The sequence below is a fragment of the Kiloniella laminariae genome, assembly GCF_027214005.1.
GTDB classification, from domain to species: domain Bacteria; phylum Pseudomonadota; class Alphaproteobacteria; order Kiloniellales; family Kiloniellaceae; genus Kiloniella; species Kiloniella laminariae_A.
On record NZ_JAPWGY010000003.1, the window covers coordinates 546,263 to 564,693 of the forward strand.

Consider the following 18,431-nt stretch of genomic DNA (forward strand, 5'->3'; position numbering starts at 1 on the left):
AGGAACTTACGATGGAAAAAAATCATCGCTTTTATGCTCAATTCAGAACGACGCAGGATGCAGCCAGACCTGAAGGAAATCATGGATATTTTTTCTTTCGCCGAGAAATGCTGGAGCGTCAGAAGCGCAGTTATAAAGATCCGCTGAAACTCTTTCGGATAATCCGGACCAAACAGGATCAAGACCGTCCCGCTGGTGCAACAGATATGTTTATGCACCGCGATTAACAGGTTACGAGTAACGAAAAAAAAAGACCAACCGGGAGAAACCGGTTGGTCAAGGCGGGTGCGGATACTCAGGGGGGGAAGGTTCTCGTCTAAAGCGTGAGGCCCGGACCCTTGCATCGGGGTAAGATGCTCTTTTATGAAACCTGTTCTCGCGCTCGGGGTGCTTTTTGGCGGCGGTGAAACAGTTCCAAATTCCTATTTATCTCCTGTTACCTGTCTCCAGACACAGTTCTCAAGACACAGTGGCATTTGATTTGGATTGAAAAAATTCAATCACTGGAGTCTTTGTCTGTTGTTCTTTCAATTTATGATTGTTTATTGCGAATGTCAATCCGAGACAAAATTACCAGTCAGAAGAACTATTTGGGGGGAGGGCAGAAACTTCGCCTGAACTGCTAGTTCCAAGCGTTTAGACAAACAAAAAAAGAGAGCCGTTAGACTCTCTTTTTTACAATCAGGGGCAACACAGAGCGTTCTAGGAACGGGCCTGAAGCATACTTGTGGGAGGCTTCAGGGGTTGTAATCTGGTGCTTTAGCTGAATCAGGCTGTTCTTGTCAGAGCAAGGACGTAGCGTGTTTTCATGCCGACAAATGGCGAAGCCAGCAGATGGAGCAGTTTTGCAACAATCCTGTGAGCTTCTGCAGAGCGCATGCGGCGTGCTGCAAGGATGTGCTGTTCCATATCAGCAGCAGAAAAATCAAAAGCGTCATTATTCAGATTCTGGTATTTCATTGGCTTGATCCTTTCAGATAGTTAGCCGTTGTTCTCAATATGCGCCTTTTCTGCAAAATGATAATATCTCTTGTTGGAGAAGGATTGTTTCGTATATTTTGATAATGCTATGGATATAATCAGTGACATGACCGTTTTTGTTGAGGTTGTTGAAGCTGGCGGCATGACAGCTGCCGGGCGGAATCTCAACCTTTCTGCTGCAGTGGTAAGCAAGCGGATTGCCAATCTTGAAGAACGACTTGATGTTCGGTTGCTCAACAGGACGACACGTCGTTTGAGCCTGACTGATGAGGGAGCGGGCTATTTTGCCCGCTGCAAGGTTATCCTTGAGGATATTGCCGATGCTGAAGCTGCTCTTTCCGGTGTTACTGGGCATGTCAAAGGTACGCTCCGAATAACGGCACCGGCTTCCTTTGGACGAAAGCATATTTCCAGCCTTTTGCCCGAGTTTCTCAAATTGCATCCTGAGGTTGCGATTCAGATCAGTTTAAGCGACCAGATCGTCGATATGGTTCACCATGGATTTGACCTTGCCATCAGGACCGGTGAGTTACAGGACAGCAGCCTCATTGCCCGGAAACTCAGCCCGGCCCGCCGGGTTGTCTGTGCTTCGCCTGACTATCTTGCACAGGCGGGAGTTCCCGGACATCCCAAAGATCTGGAAAAACATAACTGTCTGGTCCTGGGGTATCCTGGCGGAGTACATGACCATTGGCATTTCAAGAGTGCCGAGGGCGAGATTTCTGTGAAGGTTCGGGGTACACTTGAAACCAACAACGGGGAGATCCTTCGCGATGCGGCAAAGGAAGGTATCGGAATTGCGATCAAATCAACCTGGGACATCGCCGAAGAACTGAAGGCGGGGTTGTTGATACCCATCTTGACGAACTATGAACTGCCAAGCGCCGCGGTTTATGTGCTCTATCCCAACCGCCAGCACCTGCCAGCCAAGAGTCGTGCTTTTATTGATTTTCTCGAAAGCAAGTTTGGCAGTGAACCCTATTGGGACGAAGGTATTTCTCTGGCGTAGGGAAACGGCATACCTGACCGATCAGTCTAAAATCAAGTCAGACTATGGCGAGAGGGGCGCGGGCTTGTTTGTTTAAGCTTTGGCTGGTTTTAAAGCTTTGGCAATTTCGGTGACGTGGCGCAGATCTGAACCACAACAGCCGCCAAAGATGTTGAGCCAAGGCATCCGGGAATAGATAGCCTGGTATTGTTTCGCCAGTTCATCTGGATCACCTGAATCGAGTAGAGTGCAATTATCCAATTCCGCATGACTCATGCGTGACGCATTACAGCGTATACCTTTGATCCGCTTCGCCCAGTTTTGGTCTTTAAGCTTTTTTGTCATGAGGGAAGCGGGGAAATGATCAGGGTGAGCGCAGTTGATCTGAAAATAAATAGCTGTAGTCCCTGTTTCCAGATCTACCTGCTCAATCGCGTCTTGCAGACTCTGTCCTGTTGGCAAAAAGCCATCTGTTTCCAAGGTAAACGATACCGCGATGGGTAAACCGGCTTTTTGCGCAGCCCGTACGGCTCCAATTGCCTCTTCGGCCTGGGTAAAAGTCATGGCGGTGATCATGTCGACCTGAGTACCCGATAACCAGGAGATTTGTTGGCTGTGGTAATCTTCCGCCTCGCGTTTGCTTATTGTGTAATCAGGAGCATAGGCGTCACCTTTGGGGCCGAGAGAACAGTTTAAAACAATTGGCTGCCGATTGTCTCTGTATTCATCCCTAAGCGCGGCGATATAGACCACAGATTCACGGTTTGCCTTCCCTAGATCATCAAGGCTTTCCCCAAGATCCTTCGCCCAGTGAGCGTGTGCTTTCCAGGTTTGTCCATCGAGAATAAAGCCGGTATCCATCACTTGGGCGAGGGACAGAAAACCACGATAATAGTTTGTCAGGGCAAGTCGGCCCATTTGCTTCGGGAGAAGTGTGTGGGCAGCAAAGCCTTTTATCTCGATACCGTGATTAAATATAAGATCAGTTTCCAGGCCGGCATCTGTAAGAAAAAGGTCGCTGCCAAGCTGGGGGAGTTTTTGTCTGTATCTGGCCTGCATTTAAGTTTCTCTATTCCTGTCCAGTTGCCGTTGTTGGTTATCCGGGGTGTGGATTATTTGAGAAGGGTATAGGAACTCATTTCAATGGTTCCAGGCGATAGAGTCCCCCCTTGCTTTCATCGCTAAGCAGGTAGATCAAGTCGTCGGGGCCTTGGCTTATGGCCCTGATCCTGCCAATTCTATGGGGGATTAGCTGTTCTTCTTCAGTGATATCCCCATTGGTGGTATAGCGCTGACGGACCAGCATCCTGAATTTAAGAGCAGCCGTTAAGAGATCGCCCCGCCAGCCCGGAAAAGCTGTTCCGTTGTAGAAAGTGATCCCGGCAGGGGCAATAGAGGGTGTCCATTGATGCCGGGGCTGTTGCATGTCGGGATGCTCTTTATTACCAATTGTGCCCCCAGAATATTCTTCGCCATAGGTAATCACCGGCCAGCCATAGTTGGCCCCGGCAATAAGCTGGTTGATTTCATCACCGCCCTTTGGGCCGTGTTCGCTAAGCCAGAGTTCGCCCGTATCAGGGTGCAGGGCCAGGCCTTGCGGATTTCGATGCCCCAAGCTGAAAATTTCCGCAAGGGCGTCACTGTTGTCTGAGAAAGGGTTGTCAGGGGGAGCTTTTCCTTCGTCTGTCAGCCGCAGAACCTTTCCGGAATGGAGGGTTAGTTGCTGGGCGCTGTCGCGGTTTCCCCTGTCGCCAATCGTCACAAACAGATAGCCATGGCGATCAAACAGCAAGCGGGAGCCGAAGTGGATACTGGCACTGGAATCCGTTCGGGCGATAAAAATTGTTTGTACATCCCGCAGCTGGTTTTGTTCCAGTCTAGCTCTGGCCACTGCTGTGGTTGAGCCAAGAGCAAGGCTGTGGCTATAGGTGAAATAAATCAGGTGGTTGGTTGCAAAATCAGGGTGCAGGGTAACGTCAAGCAATCCGCCCTGTCCGCGGACGTGAAGGTCAGGCAGGGGGGGCATGGTGATTTTTTCAAGATGCCCGGCTTTATAGAGGAAAAACTGTCCGCCGCGTTCTGTGATCAGCAAGCTCTGATCAGGGAGGAAAACCATTCCCCAGGGATTTTTCAGCCCTTGTGCCAGGCGAACAAGCCTGAAATTTTCCCGTTCACTGCGGAGGGTTGCCATCACCTCTCCTGGAGCGAGGGTTTTCTCGGCTGCGTAACTGTTTCCCGAGTTAGCCTGAACAAGGCTCAAGCAAAAAAAGGTGAACAGAAACGAGAGGGACAACCGCTTGATCAAAAAAGAGGGCGTCAGTTTCTGTCGCTGAAAGAATGGCATTGGATACTCCCGGGAACCGGATCAATAGGGCAGAAGCTTGTACATAAGGATAAAGGAAATATGAGTGATTCCGAAACTTTGACTGAACAGATTTTCGTGAAGATAATTTTTTTTGGAAGATTTAGCAGTTTTATTAAATTGTTGGCTCTCTTCAGGCGGCTTAAACCGGGGAGAGAACAGAAATATTCCATTAAATTCTGATCCCACCCGTTCCTTAATCTAACAGATCAGCGGAGAGAGCCATGACCCGGAAAAAAGACAATCTTGCAGAAGGAAAGCAGAAACAATCTATTGCCGGACGAGCGTTGGGCATCTTCACAGCGGGGATTTCCAATGGCGAATTTGGCTTCCCGCCTGAAACACTGATGATGTTGGAAAAGGGTAAGGGAGCGAAACTATGGGATAGTACTGGCCGGGAATATCTTGATTTTTCTATTGGATGGGGATCTTGCCTTGTTGGACACGCCAGAGAGGAAGTTGTCGAGGCGGTCCGTGAGCAGGCGGTACTGGGGTCGAATTTTTCCTATCTCAATCGCCATGCACTGGAACTGGGGGAAGAGATCCAGCGATTGTCACCCGCGGTTGATCGCCTGAGATTTTGTGCATCCGGTACCGAGGCGACCATGTACTGTCAGCGCTTGGCCCGAGCCTTTACTGGCAAGCCTAAAATCCTCAAATTTGAAGGGGCATATCACGGTGCCAATGAAGCAGGCGTAACATCGCTTTTTCCACATCAGAATCTGCCCTACCCGACACCGGAATTAACATCGGCCGGGACTCCAATGGCCCGGGAAAATCTGTTGGTTGCCCCCTATAACGATCTGGAAACAACCCGCCAGATTATTGCCAATAATCAGAACGATCTGGCGGGTGTATTGATGGAGCCGCTACAGCGTTGTACGCCGCCTTTGCCAGGTTTCCTTGAGGGAGTACGTCAGCTTTGCGATGAATACACCATTCCTCTGATTTTTGATGAAGTGGTCACGGGCTTTCGTCTTGCCTATGGCGGCGCGCAAGAGAAATACGGCGTTATTCCAGATCTGGTGGCCTATGGAAAAGCGCTTGGTGGGGGGTACCCCATCGGGGCATTCGGAGGGCGGGCTGACATCATGGATCATGTGAATGAGCACTATATCGGGCAAGATAACTATGTCTGGATGGCTTCTACGCTTGGCGGAAACCCGATTTCCACGGCTGCAGCAAATGCGGCGCTGTCGGTATATCGACAGCCGGGAATATATGAAGGTCTGTTTGAAAGAGGAAGATATCTGCGCAAGGAAATGCGGCTGATTATTGAAGATCTGGGGGAGACGGCGCAGGTGATCGGTGACGGCCCTCTGGCACAGATTGTTTTCACTGATCAGCCCGTATTCAATTATCGTTCTACCGCGCAAGGTGATAAAAAAAAGGGGCGGGCAATGATGCTGGCGCTGTTCCGCCGCGGTATTTTCCTCAATCCAATGGGGACCAAGCTTTATCTGTCGATCGCGCATGATCAGCAGCTTTGTGATGACTTTCTTGATCGTTTTCACAGCAGTTTATCCGAAGTCAGGGAGCTGCCATTAACGGATACAGTCTAAACCTGTGTGATGGTAAGGATCAGGAGCGTCGAGGTCATCGAGACTCGGCGCTTTTCTTCCTTCCTGAAATTTTAGCAGCTATTTCCTTTTTCCGAACCGGTGTGTCAAATGGGGGATGCCTGTGGAAATCTTTTTTATACGCTTGTAATCAAGGCGATCCCTTCATACCTTCTGCTCAGCCTTAAATTATCTTCAAATCATCACATGATTGTCTTGTTTAAAATCGAGATTTTACGATAATTGTTATCTAATCGTTTGATCGATTGGTGAGGGCGGAGTATCAGGACAGGAATGATCCTGAAAGCCATATCGAGAGCTATTGATGAGAGAGTCTTTGCGCATGCCTGAAATAGGTGATGTTTTTTCAAAAAGGGATGCTTCATATCAGGATTGGGTCGTGACTGAAGTTTACAAATCAGCCATCGACGGACTGATGTATGCCCGTCTGCGCAATAAAAACATTGGTGACAAGTCTGTCAGCGCTGTTGAACTGACGCGCCGGGGATCTGACTGGTTACGCAAGATGGCAGCTCCACCAAAGAGCTGACGGCTTCTGTTCGACCTGAAGGATTGACGAGAGATAAACCCGCCGCTTTGCTGCGGGTTTTGCTTTTGGGGTTCTGTCGCAACCAGCGGCGCTGGGGCCGTTGTGTGTCGATAGGGTGATAAAGATATGTAAAGGCTCCTGCAGCCTTCTCACGGCCTTGAAGCAGACCTGTTGCTTCCATAATTTCTGAGCATGCTTACCAGATATCGAGACAACAGAAAGATGTGTTATGGCCATGCTCAAATCAGGTAAAAAATTACCGGAAACTGAAAAACTCCCCCAGGTCGGGGAAGTCTATTCAAAACGGACCCGTTTTCTCCAGGACTGGTTGGTGACGGACGTATACAGATCTCACGTGGACGGCGTGATTTATGCCCGTCTGAGCAATTCTTTGATGGGAGAAAAAAATGTCGGTGCAGCTGAATTGCTGCGCCGTGGGTCCGACTGGAGTCAAAAAGTGGCAAGCTCTGGAACCAAAGAGCAGCAAGCGATCCCGCCAATCCATTCAGATTTGCTGATGGTGCAGGGGAAGTAACCCCCGAGTCCGGGTTGCAATGGATTGGTTCTGGCTGTCCTTTGGCCGGTGTTTTATTTCGGGATCACCCGGTTTTGCCATCAGCGCGCGGCTGGAACATAATCGGGAAAAAGTAGAACACATAGAGGCCAAAGGCCAGAATCCAGAGCAGAGCTGAACAGTGCAGAAGGTGCGTTGTCCAGTTCCCGTCAAAAAAGCTTTGCAGAACCCGAAAGAGTGCGGAAAGGCTGAGGAAAACCAGAGCAAGGGTTAGAACTCTGGTACTGGTAAGGGCTCTGCCGGAATGTCCCAGCCCAGCCCGGATCATGACGATGAGGATCATTGTCGCGATGGAGCCTGCAGTGAGGGCATGGAGTGCACCTTCCCAGAAATAGCCGTACTGCTGGAGACCGAACGCCTTGAGCAGCAGCCCGGCGGGAAGCCAGAGATATCCCAGATGCATGCTCCATAGCAGTGGATCGCCAAGGGTACGCCAGCCCTTCCAGAAGGCGAGCCGGGCAAAATGTAAAAGGGAAAGAAGCAGGCAGTAGATGGCAAATGCCTCGGGAGAGATCTCTGAGAACCACAGATCGCCCGGAACCATAAGGACAGTCCCGATAATACAGAGCAGGGTCAGGGGGGGCGGCGTTGCAATTACAATCATTTCCCCCTTTTTCTGTAAGGCATTCCGGGTAAAGGCAGGAATGATCCTGCCGCCAATGATTGTGATCAGGACCAGCAGAATGGAAATGGCGGCTTCCAGGGGGGCGCGAGGGCTGAGCGAGACAAATCCGAGTTCTGCGAGATAGAACAGCAGATTACAACCAGCTAAAAGCAGAAACACGCAAGGGAGCACCAGGTTGCGGAAGTTACCTGATTTATAAAGTGTTAGCGCTGTCAGGCCAGCCAGGACCGGAAGAAAAAGCAGGTCGAGGATCGCCACAACCTCCAAAGTCAAAAGGGGGCCTGACCATAGGGCAACGCGTCCAGCTAACCAGAGGCTATAGAGCCCGGCAAGAGGGAGGCCGGAAAGCGGCGTTGTTCCTGTCCAGTTGGGCATGGCTGTAAGGATAAAGCCAGCCACAGCGGCAGTTCCGAGCCCAAATATCATCTCGTGACCATGGATCAGGGAGACAGGAATCGGGGAGTTGACCTCGAGCAGACCTGTAAGATTCAATATCCAGAGCAACAAAGCCAGCAGTGCATAAACTGCTGCGGAGAGAAAAAACGGCCTGAAACCTGCTCTCCAGAGAGGCGCCGCCGCGCTTTGCATGACTGTGTCCATTTGGTCACCCGTAAAAAATTAAGAAGCATATTAAATGCATCTAATAAATTTCATCTCACCATGGGCCTGTAGAAAGTACAAGAGGGACTGGCTGCGACTTATTGTTCCTGCTCCGGGAGCAGTGGAAATGAGCAGCAGCGATCCTGTCGGGCGCTTGTTGTTGAACGTGCTTCAGACAGCCTTGGAATAGGCCCGGTCCCTCTGTCCGTGGTATTCATCAAACACGGCACAGACTGTCCGAACCAGAGAACGGGCATCGTCGGTGACCGAGATCAAACTGCCATCCAGAGTGACAATGCCATCGTTGGCAAGATCCTGTAACTGGTCAAACTCATAGAGGAACAGGTCGGTGGAACAGCCGTATTGTTTACACAGAGGGGCTAGATCAACCTGATGATAACACATGAGTTGCTCGATGATGGCCGCCCGCAGTTTGTCCTGACCCTGGAAAGGAATTGATTTCAGAACGGCAAAATTGCCTTTGTTGATTGTGCTTTTATAGGTGGTGATCGGCACCTGGTTCTGGATGAAACCGGCAGGAAGGCACCCGATGGAGGAGGCACCAAAGCCGATCATGGCTTCGGCCTTGTCGGTGGTATAGCCCTGGAAGTTCCGGCGCAGGGTGCCGTTGGCAAAAGCAATGGCCATCGGATCGTCCTGCTTGGCAAAGTGATCAAGGCCGATGCGGACAAATCCATAGGAGCCGAGTAACTCTGCGGCAGCTTCCTGTTGTTCAAAACGTTCGTTAAAATCTGGCAAAACCTCTTCCGGAATCAGGCGCTGGTGAGGTTTGAGTGCTGGAATATGAGCGTAACCAAAAAGTGCTATACGCTCGGGTGCCATCTCCATGACCTGGCGGACGGTTTCAAGCACTGATTCCACAGTCTGGTATGGCAGGCCGTACATCAGGTCCATGTTGATTCCATGGACTCCGGCCTCATGCAGCCAGGAAGCAACCTGCGCCGTTTGTTCAATACTCTGGATCCGGTTAATGGCCTGTTGTACCTTGGGCTGGATGTCCTGGACACCAAGACTGGCCCTGTTGATGCCGCTTTCCGCCCAGGCATTGATTGCTTCCCGGGACATATCACGGGGATCGATTTCAACCGCGAGTTCGGCATCAGCTGTAAAGCGGAAGGCTTCCCGCAGGGTTCCGAAGAGCGCACGTACATCTTCTGGAATGAGAATGGTCGGACTGCCGCCGCCAAAATGCAGGTGGCTGACGGGTCGTCCCATTCCCATGACGTCGGCAGTCATCGAGATTTCTTTTTGTAAAACAGCCAGATATTCCCGGATAGGCTTGTATTTCTGGGTTATCTTGGTGTGACAACCACAGAACCAGCAAAGACTGTCGCAATAAGGAATGTGGGCATACAGAGACAGGGGCATCTCTTCGGGGACAGCGGCAAGCCATTCCCGATAGGTAGCCTCGCTCAAGCCTGCCTGGAAAAGATGTGCCGTTGGATAGCTCGTATAACGAGGTACACCGCGGTCGTATTTCTGTATGGTTTCTGTTTTCATGAAAGCAGAAATATCCGAGCTGTTGAGTCGGAGCCTTGATTTATGTCAAGCGAGGCGGTTTGGGCTCTTTTATTCCTGATTATTTTCGTATCAATACTTCTGGACGTGGCTATTGAGTGCTTTTTGCCGTGATCTGTCTCTGACGCAGCTGAACTTCTTGGGGCCAACGGCTTTTAATGTAGGCCAGGGTAGCGGAAATTTCCTCGTCTGTGAGACTGTCCCCGAAAGCAGGCATGCGGCTGATGAACCCTTCTGGAGCAACAGCTGCGCCACCAAATTTGGTGATGTGAAATAGCAGATTGTCGGGATGATGCCAGGTGTGACCATCCTCGTTATGTGGGGGAGCAGGAAGCGTGCCGTCCGAACGGGGAGATCGCCAGTCGGGTTCTCCTTCCAGGTTCTGGCCATGGCAGGAAGCACACTGTTCGGCATAAATACCCTGACCTAGAGAAACCTGCGCTTGATTCGCCGGATTCGGGGCGGGAAAGGAAGCGAGTGGTTCACTGTTTGACTGTTCGACTTCGGTTCTGAAGCCCCGGTTCATTAAATAAACAAGGCCGGATAGGACAAAGACTGTGACGAAGCAGGCGGCCAAGACACTGGATCGGGTCCATCGTGCAGCCTGGGGTGGTTTTTCTGCCATAGCGGTCTCTATATTTGCCAATGTGAAGTGGATCGAAATTTATGGTCAGGACCATAGTTGTTCCAGTTGGGGGAAGCTCAAGCAGTAAATGCTTATTTTAATATTAGTGATTACTTATTAAGAAACTTAATTTTTCTTATTTTTGCGGTGCGGCATATATTGATTTTTGTCGTTAAAGGCGTATTTTAACTTCAATGAGTTACGTTTGATGAGAAGGCCGGATCGTTGAGAGCCACTCTTTCGGGAGCTGGATTCTCTTTCTACGTGAAGAGGCCCCATCTGGAGAGAAGCATACCAGCCGAAGGAGACTAAATTGGCTCTTGGTAAGGATACCCTGAAAACCCGTCGCCAGCTTAAAGTTAATGGCAAAGCCTATGACTATTACAGCCTGGAGGAAGCTTCGAAAACACTCGGTGACATTTCTCGTCTGCCGTTTTCCCTGAAAGTTCTGCTCGAAAATCTGTTGCGCTTTGAAGATAATCGCAGTGTGACCGTTGACGATATCAAGGCCATGGGCAGCTGGCTGAAAGATTGCCGTTCGGACCGTGAAATTGCCTATCGCCCTGCGCGCGTTCTGATGCAGGATTTCACAGGTGTTCCTGCTGTTGTCGATCTGGCGGCCATGCGTCAGGCCATGGTCGATATGGGTGGCGATCCAAAAAAGATCAATCCGCTGTCCCCTGTTGATCTGGTGATCGATCACTCGGTTATGGTCGACTCCTATGGTGGTCCCGGCTCGTTCCAGAAAAACGTTGATCTGGAATTCGAGCGAAATGGCGAGCGTTATGCTTTCTTGCGCTGGGGTCAGAAAGCCTTTGATAACTTCCGGGTTGTTCCTCCGGGAACCGGTATCTGTCATCAGGTGAACGTCGAAAACCTGGCTCAGGTGGTCTGGACCAAGGAAGAAGAGGGTGTGACCATCGCTTATCCGGATACTTTGGTCGGTACTGATTCGCATACTACGATGGTCAACGGCCTGTCAGTTCTCGGTTGGGGCGTGGGGGGCATCGAAGCCGAAGCCGCCATGCTTGGACAGCCGGTTTCCATGGTGATTCCTGAGGTTGTCGGTATGAAAATGACCGGCGAAATGAAAGAAGGTACAACCGCGACTGATCTGGTTCTGACCATTACAGAAATTCTGCGTGCTCACGGCGTGGTTGGAAAATTTGTCGAATTCTACGGTTCCGGCCTTGATAATCTGACACTGGCAGATCAGGCAACCATTGCTAATATGGCACCGGAATACGGCGCGACCTGCGGGTTCTTCCCGGTGGATGCGGAAACCATTCGCTACCTGCGTTTCACTGGTCGTGATGAAGACCGTGTCGCTCTGGTCGAGGCCTATGCCAAGGCACAGGGCATGTGGCGCGAAACCAACACACCTGATCCTGTCTTTACCGCGTCGCTGGAACTTGACCTTTCTACCGTTGAGCCGAGTCTGGCAGGGCCAAAACGTCCTCAAGACAGAATTTCGCTCAGCAACCTGGCTTCAAAATCGATTGCGACGATTAAGGAAGCTGTCGGTGAAGACATCACCAAAACCGCGGCTGTTGCAGGCAAGGATTATGGCCTGAATCACGGCGATGTAATGATTGCCGCGATCACCAGCTGTACCAATACCTCGAACCCATCTGTTTTGATCGGTGCGGGATTGGTTGCGAAGAAAGCCTATGAACTTGGTCTGACAGTCAAGCCATGGGTCAAGACCTCACTGGCACCGGGGTCACAGGTTGTGACTGATTATCTTGAAAAAGCCGGTTTGCAGGATTACCTCAACAAACTCGGTTTCGACCTTGTCGGGTATGGTTGTACGACCTGTATCGGCAACTCCGGTCCTCTGGCTGATGAATACATCGATGCGATTGACAAGGAAGGCCTGCAGGTTGCTGCGGTTCTTTCTGGTAACCGTAACTTTGAAGGTCGTGTCAGCCCGCAGACCCGTCTGAACTATCTCGCTTCCCCTCCGCTGGTGGTTGCCTATGCTCTCGCCGGGAATGTCACGCTTGATCTGTTGAACGACCCGATTGGTCAGGACAAGGCAGGCAAGGATGTCTATCTCAAGGATATCTGGCCGTCTTCTCAGGAAATCGCTGAAGTATCCGGCTATGCTCTGACACCGGAGATGTTCAAAGACCGCTACAGTAACGTCTTTGAAGGTCCGGAAGAGTGGAAGAAGATCGAAACAGCTACCGGTCTGACCTATGACTGGAATGACCAGAGCACCTATGTACAGTATCCGCCATTTTTTGAAGGGATGAGCCGCGAAGCTGGTGGTTTCAGCGATGTCACTGGTGCGCGGCCTTTGCTGGTCCTGGCAGATAACATCACAACTGACCATATCTCACCTGCTGGTTCGATCAAGGCAGACAGCCCGGGCGGCAGTTATCTGACAGAGCATCAGGTTCGTCCGGTTGATTTCAACTCATACGGTTCTCGTCGCGGCAATCATCATGTGATGATGCGCGGTACCTTCGCCAACATCCGGATCAAGAACGAGATGGTTGACGGTATCGAGGGTGGCTTCTCCAAGTACAAGGGTGAGACCATGCCGGTCTATGATGCAGCCATGAAGTACATGGCTGACGAGACGCCGCTGGTTGTTTTTGGCGGCAAGGAATACGGTATGGGCTCGTCACGTGACTGGGCCGCCAAGGGAACCCGTTTGCTGGGCATTAAAGCGGTTATTGTCGAGAGTTTCGAGCGTATTCACCGTTCCAACCTGGTTGGTATGGGCGTTCTGCCGCTGCAGTTCAAAGACGGTATGACCCGACAGAGTCTGAAGATCACCGGTGATGAGACCATTGATCTGTCCGGAATTGCGGATGGCATCAAGCCGGGGATGGATGTGGAGTGCCGGATCAGCCGTCCGGACGGCTCTGTAGAAAATATCAAGCTTCTTTGCCGGATTGATACGGCTGATGAGGTGGAATATTACCGTCATGGCGGAATCCTGCATTACGTATTGCGTAACCTGATGAACGACGCCGCCTGACGGCGATTTCATTACTCGTAAAAAAGGCAGCCGGGATTTCCCGGCTGCCTTTTTTGATCGCGCAAACTTGAAGGTGAGTGACTGGTGTCGCAGAGGGCCCAAGCTTAATCTGGGCAGATGAAACACTCTTTTTCACCCCTGCTCAAACATCCCGTTGCCAAGGTTATGGCTGTTATTCTTGGGCTTTCTTCGGCCTGGATCTATCAGGCTGTAAGGGGACCTTCTGCCGAACAGATTGCAGAAGCAGAAGCCCGACTTGGGCTTGGGCAGATCGTTACCCAGGCTGCCGAGGCATCCGAACTTCCTGCCGGAATTCCGGATAGGACTTCTCCCGTTGTTGTCGAGCTTTTTACCTCTCAGGGGTGCAGCTCTTGCCCTCCAGCAGATGCCTTGCTTAACGAATTGGCTGACCTGCCGGGTATCATCGTGCTTTCCTATCATGTGGACTATTGGGATTATATCGGCTGGAAAGATCCTTTCTCCAGTCCTGAGGCCACGGCAAGACAACGGCGATACGCACAGGCACTGGCACTACGCTATGTCTATACCCCGCAGATTGTGGTTGATGGTGTGGATGAAATGGTTGGATCACGCAGGGGAGATGTTCTGTTGGCAATTGAAGCCGCAGCAAGGAAGGAGAAGCCGACCAAACTCCAGATCAGGTCTGATCACGGCGCAGGAGGTGGTGATGCGCTCGTTTTTGAAGGCGAATTACCAGAAGCGCAAGGCGTGACATTATGGTTGGCAACTTTTGACCACAAGCATGAAACCAATATCAGCAGGGGAGAAAATGACGGATTGTTGCTGATCAATCGCCACGTTGTACGCCGCTTGACCCCGGTTGTTGAATGGAATGGTCGGGACAGGTTACTTCCTCTTGATCGGGTTTTGTCAGGGTTTGATCCAAAACAGGGTTATGCGTTTCTTCTTCAAGAGAAGGGTACAAACAGTGTTCTGGGGGCTGTACTTCGAAAGGACCCGCAATAGACAGGGGGGCGTTTCCTAAATCAGACGTGATCCTGTAATACAGCTGTTTTTGCCATATAGGATTGCATAAAATCCCGCAGGCATTTTGCCCGGGCGCTTAACAGGCGTCCACTGGGCCAGACTGCAAATATATCCCTTTGAGGTCCGTGATAGGGCGGCAGAATTCTGATTAGCTGATTTGTCTGCAAGGCATTGCTGACCTCGCTGAGAGGCAGAAGCGCAATGCCAATGCCATCAACAGCCATTTGTGTCGCCAGGGTGATATCATTCACGAAGGTGCCGGGCTGAGGATAAAAGCGTTCCCGGATTTTTGTTTCGGGATTATACAGGTCCCAAACCGGAAGGATATTTCCGGTGATCAGGTGGTGCTGTTCCAGATCGGCCAGTACCCGGGGCGTGCCCTGCTGTTGAAGATAATCCGGTGCGGCAACCAGAACGGTCGAGACTGATCCCAGGCGCTTTTGATAGAGCTGGGAGTCTTCTTGCGGCCCGATCCGAAGGGCCAAATCAATCTGTGCCGATAACAAATCTTCCCGCTCATTATTCAACAGCAGATGCAGCTGGATAGCCGGATAGCTTTTGATAAAGGCCGACCACATTGGCTGTAGCAGGCCAATGGAAATATTGGTCGGGGCCAGAACCCGGAGCGGACCTTGCAACTGTTGCAGGTCCTGATTGAGGTTGCGTGTCGCGGCTTCAAGCTGTTCCAGTAAGGGAGCGCAGGATTGATAATAGGCTTCACCCTCGCTGGTCAGGCTGAATTTCCGGGCTGAACGGTGGATCAATTGATAGCCGAGGGTGGCTTCAAGTTTTTTGAGGCGTCGGGTTACCGTTGCCGGGGGCAGCTTCAGATATTCAGCCGCTGCGGAAAGGCTCTGGTTTTTTACGATATGGGTAAAAAGGGAGAGGTCGTCAAACATGATTCCATTATTGGAATTTATATGATCAATATTCAATATATATTTTGCTTATGGAATTTATTACCTCTGGATCTATCGAGTTTAGCCACAGAAACCTAAACACAGAAACAGAGGAAACAGTTATGTTATGGATTAGTGCCGGGATCGAAGTACAGGATCATGCAGAGATAGAGCGGGCCAGAACAGAGTTGGAAAAGCTGGTTGCTGCTACACAGCATGAGCCTGATTGTTTCAAGTTTGAAATTCTCCAGAATATCGAGAAACCTCAATGTTTCACGCTCTGGGAATGTTGGGCAGATGCAGACGCATTGAAAGCTCATTTCGAAACAACCCATACCAAGGCCTATCTGGCGCTGGGGCTGACAGAAGTCAATTATATTGAGCGACTGGAATCCTGTGCCGGGGGGGCGATGGAGCAAGCAGCATGAAACAGCGCCTGCTTTTTTCCGTTCTTATGTCACTCGTTTTATCCTTCCTGATGTCCTGTTGGGTCACATGGGTGAATCTTGGTCTGAGTGAGGTTTTTGTCGAGCGCTGGATGAACGCTTTTGTCCTGGCCTGGCCCGCGGCGGCGATCATTTCGTTCTTTTGCGGGCCATCGGTTCAAGGGGTGAGCCAACGTATGCTTTCGTCAAAAAGCCTTTCCCATAGCGCCAAAAATCGAGGGTGAAATCATGGAGCCAAAACGCATAAACCTGCCGGAACTGGGACTGCCAGTTGGCCCCTACGTACATGCTGTCCTGCATCAAAGCACGCTCTATACCTCCGGCTTTACCGCTTATGGTACGGATGCCCAGTCGGGTTCGGTTTCTGAACAGGCACGGGCGATCTTTACACAGTTATTGACGATTGCGGAGAGCCAGAACACGTCAATCGAGAAACTGGTCAAGGTGACACTCTTTGTCACGGATCTGGAGCGTATCTCCGAACTGAGAGATTGTCTGATGGATCTCTATGCTGGCGCAGTTCCGGCCAGTTCACTGGTCAAGGTCGATCAGCTGTTCTCACCGGAATTGCTCATCGAGATCGAGGCGATCTTCGCCCTTTGATCAAAGCGTCAGGCAATAAACAGGGGCGATGCCATTGTACATCGCCCCTGTTGTTTTGTCGGCGGTCTTGGTTGTGTGGGTTAGATCAGGCCTTTGCCCATAACCCGGGACATCCGCTGGGCAAAGGTCGCGGCGTCTGCAGGGGCCTGGCCCTCCAGAATCCGGGCCTGATCGAGAAGCAGCCAGGCCACGTCTTCCAGTTCGGAAGCACCACCGTCTTTTTTGATCAGGCTGGAGAGCTGTTTGACCAGGGCATGTTTGGGATTGATTTCCAGAACACGCTTGCTGATCTGATCAACCTGTTTGTGACTGCGCAAGATACGCTCGAGGTGAATATCCATATCCCCGTCGTCAGCCACCAGACAGACAGCAGAATCTGTCAGACGCTCAGAGCTGCGAACATCCTTTACTTCCCCTTCAAGGGTCAGTTTCATGAAGCCAAGCAAGGCGCCAAGTTCATCCTTGTTCTCGTCTTTGCTTTCGGCTTTGTCCTCATCGGATTTCGCCCCGGAGATCTTGCCGAGGTCTGCACCACCACGGGTAACTGATTTGAAGCTCTTGCCTTCAAAATCTGTAATGGTGGTCATCCAGAACTCGTCAACAGGATCAAAGAGTACCAGAACGTCAATATCCTTGGCCTTGAAGCCCTCGATCTGCGGGCTGCGGCGCAGGGCCTTTTCATCTTCACCAGAGATGTAATAGATGTGTTCCTGGCCTTCTTTCATGCCGGCGATATAATCCGCAAGGCTGATCCAGCCATCGGATTTGATCGAGCGGAAGCGACAGAGCTTGAGCAGGTCGTCCTTCTGGGCGAGATCTTCATAGAGACCTTCCTTGAGGACCGGGCCGAACTGTTCCCAGAATTTGATATATTCCTCAGCTTCTTTTTCGGCTTTTTTCTCAAGCAGACCCAGCACGCGTTTGGTGATCCCACTGCGGATTTTCCGCAGGAGCGGGTTATCCTGCAGCATTTCGCGGCTGATGTTCAACGGCAGGTCTTCGGTATCGATCACACCCTTGAGGAAGCGCAGATACGGCGGGATCAATTCCTGGCAGTCGTCCGTGATGAATACCCGGCGAACATAGAGTTTGACCCCGTGTTTGCGTTCAGGGTGGAACAGATCAAAGGGTTTGCTGCCGGGGATGAAAAGCAGGCCGGAATATTCATGTACGCCTTCGACCCGGAAATGTTCCTGAAGCCAGGGATCGTCATAGGCATGCGCGACGTGATGGTAGAATTCCTTGTACTGCTCATCTGTGACTTCGGATTTGCTCCGGGTCCAGATGGCTGAGGCGGAGTTCAGTGTTGCCCACTCTTCGCCTGCTTCCTTGTCTTCATCTTTCTTGACTGCCTTGAAACGAATGGGAATCGGAATGTGATCAGAGTAGGTTTTGATGATGTTACGCAGGCGCAGTTCTTCGCCAAATTCGCCCTGGTCCTCTTTCAGGTGCAGGGTGATTGACGTGCCGCGGGTTTGCTTGTCGGTTTCGCCGATGGTAAAGGCACCCTTGCCGTCGGAATCCCATTTCCAGCCCTGCTCCTCGCCAGCCTTGCGACTGATCACGCTGACCTTGTCCGAGACCATATAGGCCGAATAGAAACCAACACCGAACTGACCGATCAGATTGTTGCCGTCTTTGCTGTTTTCCATCTGTGACATGAAGGCGCTGGTACCGGAGCGGGCAATCGTTCCCAGATTGTCTATCAGCTCTTCACGGTTCATGCCGATGCCATTGTCGCTGATGGTCAGCGTTTTTGCGTCCGGGTTTACTTCCAGATCAATCCGGAAATCCGGGTCGTCTTTCATCAGATCACCATTGGTCAGAGCCAGGTAACGCAGCTTGTCACAGGCGTCGGATGCGTTGGAGATCAACTCGCGCAAGAAGATTTCTTTATTGGAATAGAGCGAATGGGCAACGATGTCCAAGAGGCGAGAAACCTCGGCCTGGAAGGAGAGTTGTTCCTCAGACATGATTCTTTGTCCACCTTTGTTATGCTATGTAATTGATGTTGTTCAGCTCCTGGAAAGATATCTCCAGGAACACAAGAGATATGGCGCAGTCGGGCGGGTTTTTCAAG

The 18,431-nt window shown here is 51.1% G+C and carries 18 protein-coding genes; 10 read left to right on the plus strand and 8 right to left on the minus strand.

The window, feature by feature from the left end; translation table 11 throughout:
• Nucleotides 1-11 precede the first annotated feature (11 nt).
• Entirely contained in the window at nt 12-227 is a 216-nt protein-coding gene (locus tag O4H49_RS11610; RefSeq protein WP_269423583.1) for a hypothetical protein, read from the plus strand.
• 541 nt (nt 228-768) lie between these two features.
• Here O4H49_RS11610 and O4H49_RS11615 read toward each other — a convergent pair.
• On the minus strand, nt 769-960 hold the full coding sequence (locus tag O4H49_RS11615; protein WP_269423584.1) for a hypothetical protein: 192 nt from the start codon (nt 958-960) through the stop codon (nt 769-771).
• 109 nt (nt 961-1,069) lie between these two features.
• Here O4H49_RS11615 and O4H49_RS11620 point away from each other — a divergent pair, with 109 nt between their 5' ends.
• On the plus strand, nt 1,070-1,990 hold the full coding sequence (locus tag O4H49_RS11620) for a LysR family transcriptional regulator (protein WP_269423585.1): 921 nt from the start codon (nt 1,070-1,072) through the stop codon (nt 1,988-1,990).
• A gap of 72 nt (nt 1,991-2,062) precedes the next feature.
• Here O4H49_RS11620 and O4H49_RS11625 read toward each other — a convergent pair whose 3' ends face one another.
• Nucleotides 2,063-3,028 carry a homocysteine S-methyltransferase family protein gene (locus O4H49_RS11625; protein WP_269423586.1) on the minus strand — a complete coding sequence of 322 codons (966 nt, stop codon included), beginning with the start codon at nt 3,026-3,028 and terminating at the stop codon, nt 2,063-2,065.
• Between the two features lie 76 nt (nt 3,029-3,104).
• Nucleotides 3,105-4,313 carry a PQQ-dependent sugar dehydrogenase gene (locus O4H49_RS11630; protein ID WP_269423587.1) on the minus strand — a complete coding sequence of 403 codons (1,209 nt, stop codon included), beginning with the start codon at nt 4,311-4,313 and terminating at the stop codon, nt 3,105-3,107.
• A 242-nt stretch (nt 4,314-4,555) separates the two neighbouring features.
• Here O4H49_RS11630 and O4H49_RS11635 point away from each other — a divergent pair, with 242 nt between their 5' ends.
• The 3 genes from O4H49_RS11635 to O4H49_RS11645 all read left to right on the plus strand — a co-directional run bounded on the left by O4H49_RS11635 (nt 4,556) and on the right by O4H49_RS11645 (nt 6,975).
• Nucleotides 4,556-5,893 carry an aspartate aminotransferase family protein gene (locus O4H49_RS11635; protein ID WP_269423588.1) on the plus strand — a complete coding sequence of 446 codons (1,338 nt, stop codon included), beginning with the start codon at nt 4,556-4,558 and terminating at the stop codon, nt 5,891-5,893.
• Nucleotides 5,894-6,290: 397 nt separating this feature from the next.
• On the plus strand, nt 6,291-6,440 hold the full coding sequence (locus O4H49_RS11640) for a hypothetical protein (protein WP_157230773.1): 150 nt from the start codon (nt 6,291-6,293) through the stop codon (nt 6,438-6,440).
• 229 nt (nt 6,441-6,669) lie between these two features.
• The gene (locus tag O4H49_RS11645) at nt 6,670-6,975 is read left to right on the plus strand and encodes a hypothetical protein (protein WP_269423589.1); all 306 of its coding nucleotides are present in this window, start codon (nt 6,670-6,672) and stop codon (nt 6,973-6,975) included.
• 64 nt (nt 6,976-7,039) lie between these two features.
• Here the strand turns inward: O4H49_RS11645 and O4H49_RS11650 are convergent, their stop codons facing one another.
• From O4H49_RS11650 to O4H49_RS11660, 3 genes are all read right to left on the minus strand, one after another.
• Complete coding sequence (locus O4H49_RS11650) at nt 7,040-8,239, minus strand: NnrS family protein (RefSeq protein WP_269423590.1); 1,200 nt, start codon at nt 8,237-8,239, stop codon at nt 7,040-7,042.
• Nucleotides 8,240-8,410: 171 nt separating this feature from the next.
• Nucleotides 8,411-9,760, minus strand: coding sequence for an oxygen-independent coproporphyrinogen III oxidase (hemN, locus tag O4H49_RS11655; RefSeq protein ID WP_269423591.1), 1,350 nt, complete (start codon nt 9,758-9,760; stop codon nt 8,411-8,413).
• A 109-nt stretch (nt 9,761-9,869) separates the two neighbouring features.
• Nucleotides 9,870-10,403: a c-type cytochrome gene (locus tag O4H49_RS11660; RefSeq protein WP_269423592.1), complete on the minus strand. Its 534-nt coding sequence runs from the start codon at nt 10,401-10,403 to the stop codon at nt 9,870-9,872.
• 313 nt (nt 10,404-10,716) lie between these two features.
• Here O4H49_RS11660 and acnA point away from each other — a divergent pair, with 313 nt between their 5' ends.
• Together acnA and O4H49_RS11670 are read left to right on the plus strand one after the other, a co-directional pair.
• Entirely contained in the window at nt 10,717-13,395 is a 2,679-nt protein-coding gene (gene acnA, locus O4H49_RS11665) for an aconitate hydratase AcnA (protein WP_269423593.1), read from the plus strand.
• 117 nt (nt 13,396-13,512) lie between these two features.
• On the plus strand, nt 13,513-14,382 hold the full coding sequence (locus O4H49_RS11670) for a DUF1223 domain-containing protein (RefSeq protein ID WP_269423594.1): 870 nt from the start codon (nt 13,513-13,515) through the stop codon (nt 14,380-14,382).
• 20 nt (nt 14,383-14,402) lie between these two features.
• Here O4H49_RS11670 and O4H49_RS11675 read toward each other — a convergent pair whose 3' ends face one another.
• Nucleotides 14,403-15,302 (minus strand): LysR family transcriptional regulator, encoded by a 900-nt coding sequence (locus tag O4H49_RS11675; protein WP_269423595.1) that lies wholly within the window; start codon nt 15,300-15,302, stop codon nt 14,403-14,405.
• Between the two features lie 122 nt (nt 15,303-15,424).
• On the opposite strand from O4H49_RS11675, the gene O4H49_RS11680 reads away from it, so the two are divergent.
• From O4H49_RS11680 to O4H49_RS11690, 3 genes are read left to right on the plus strand one after another with little or no spacing between them, the layout of a single operon-like run.
• Nucleotides 15,425-15,730, plus strand: coding sequence for a putative quinol monooxygenase (locus O4H49_RS11680; RefSeq protein ID WP_269423596.1), 306 nt, complete (start codon nt 15,425-15,427; stop codon nt 15,728-15,730).
• The gene (locus tag O4H49_RS11685; RefSeq protein ID WP_269423597.1) at nt 15,727-15,972 is read left to right on the plus strand and encodes a DUF2798 domain-containing protein; all 246 of its coding nucleotides are present in this window, start codon (nt 15,727-15,729) and stop codon (nt 15,970-15,972) included. The genes O4H49_RS11680 and O4H49_RS11685 overlap by 4 nt, the downstream gene beginning before the upstream one ends.
• Nucleotides 15,973-15,976: 4 nt before the next feature.
• Nucleotides 15,977-16,351: a RidA family protein gene (locus O4H49_RS11690; RefSeq protein ID WP_269423598.1), complete on the plus strand. Its 375-nt coding sequence runs from the start codon at nt 15,977-15,979 to the stop codon at nt 16,349-16,351.
• Nucleotides 16,352-16,431: 80 nt separating this feature from the next.
• On the opposite strand, the gene htpG is transcribed toward O4H49_RS11690, so the two are convergent.
• Nucleotides 16,432-18,324: a molecular chaperone HtpG gene (gene htpG, locus O4H49_RS11695; RefSeq protein WP_269423599.1), complete on the minus strand. Its 1,893-nt coding sequence runs from the start codon at nt 18,322-18,324 to the stop codon at nt 16,432-16,434.
• Between the last annotated feature and the right edge of the window lie 107 nt (nt 18,325-18,431).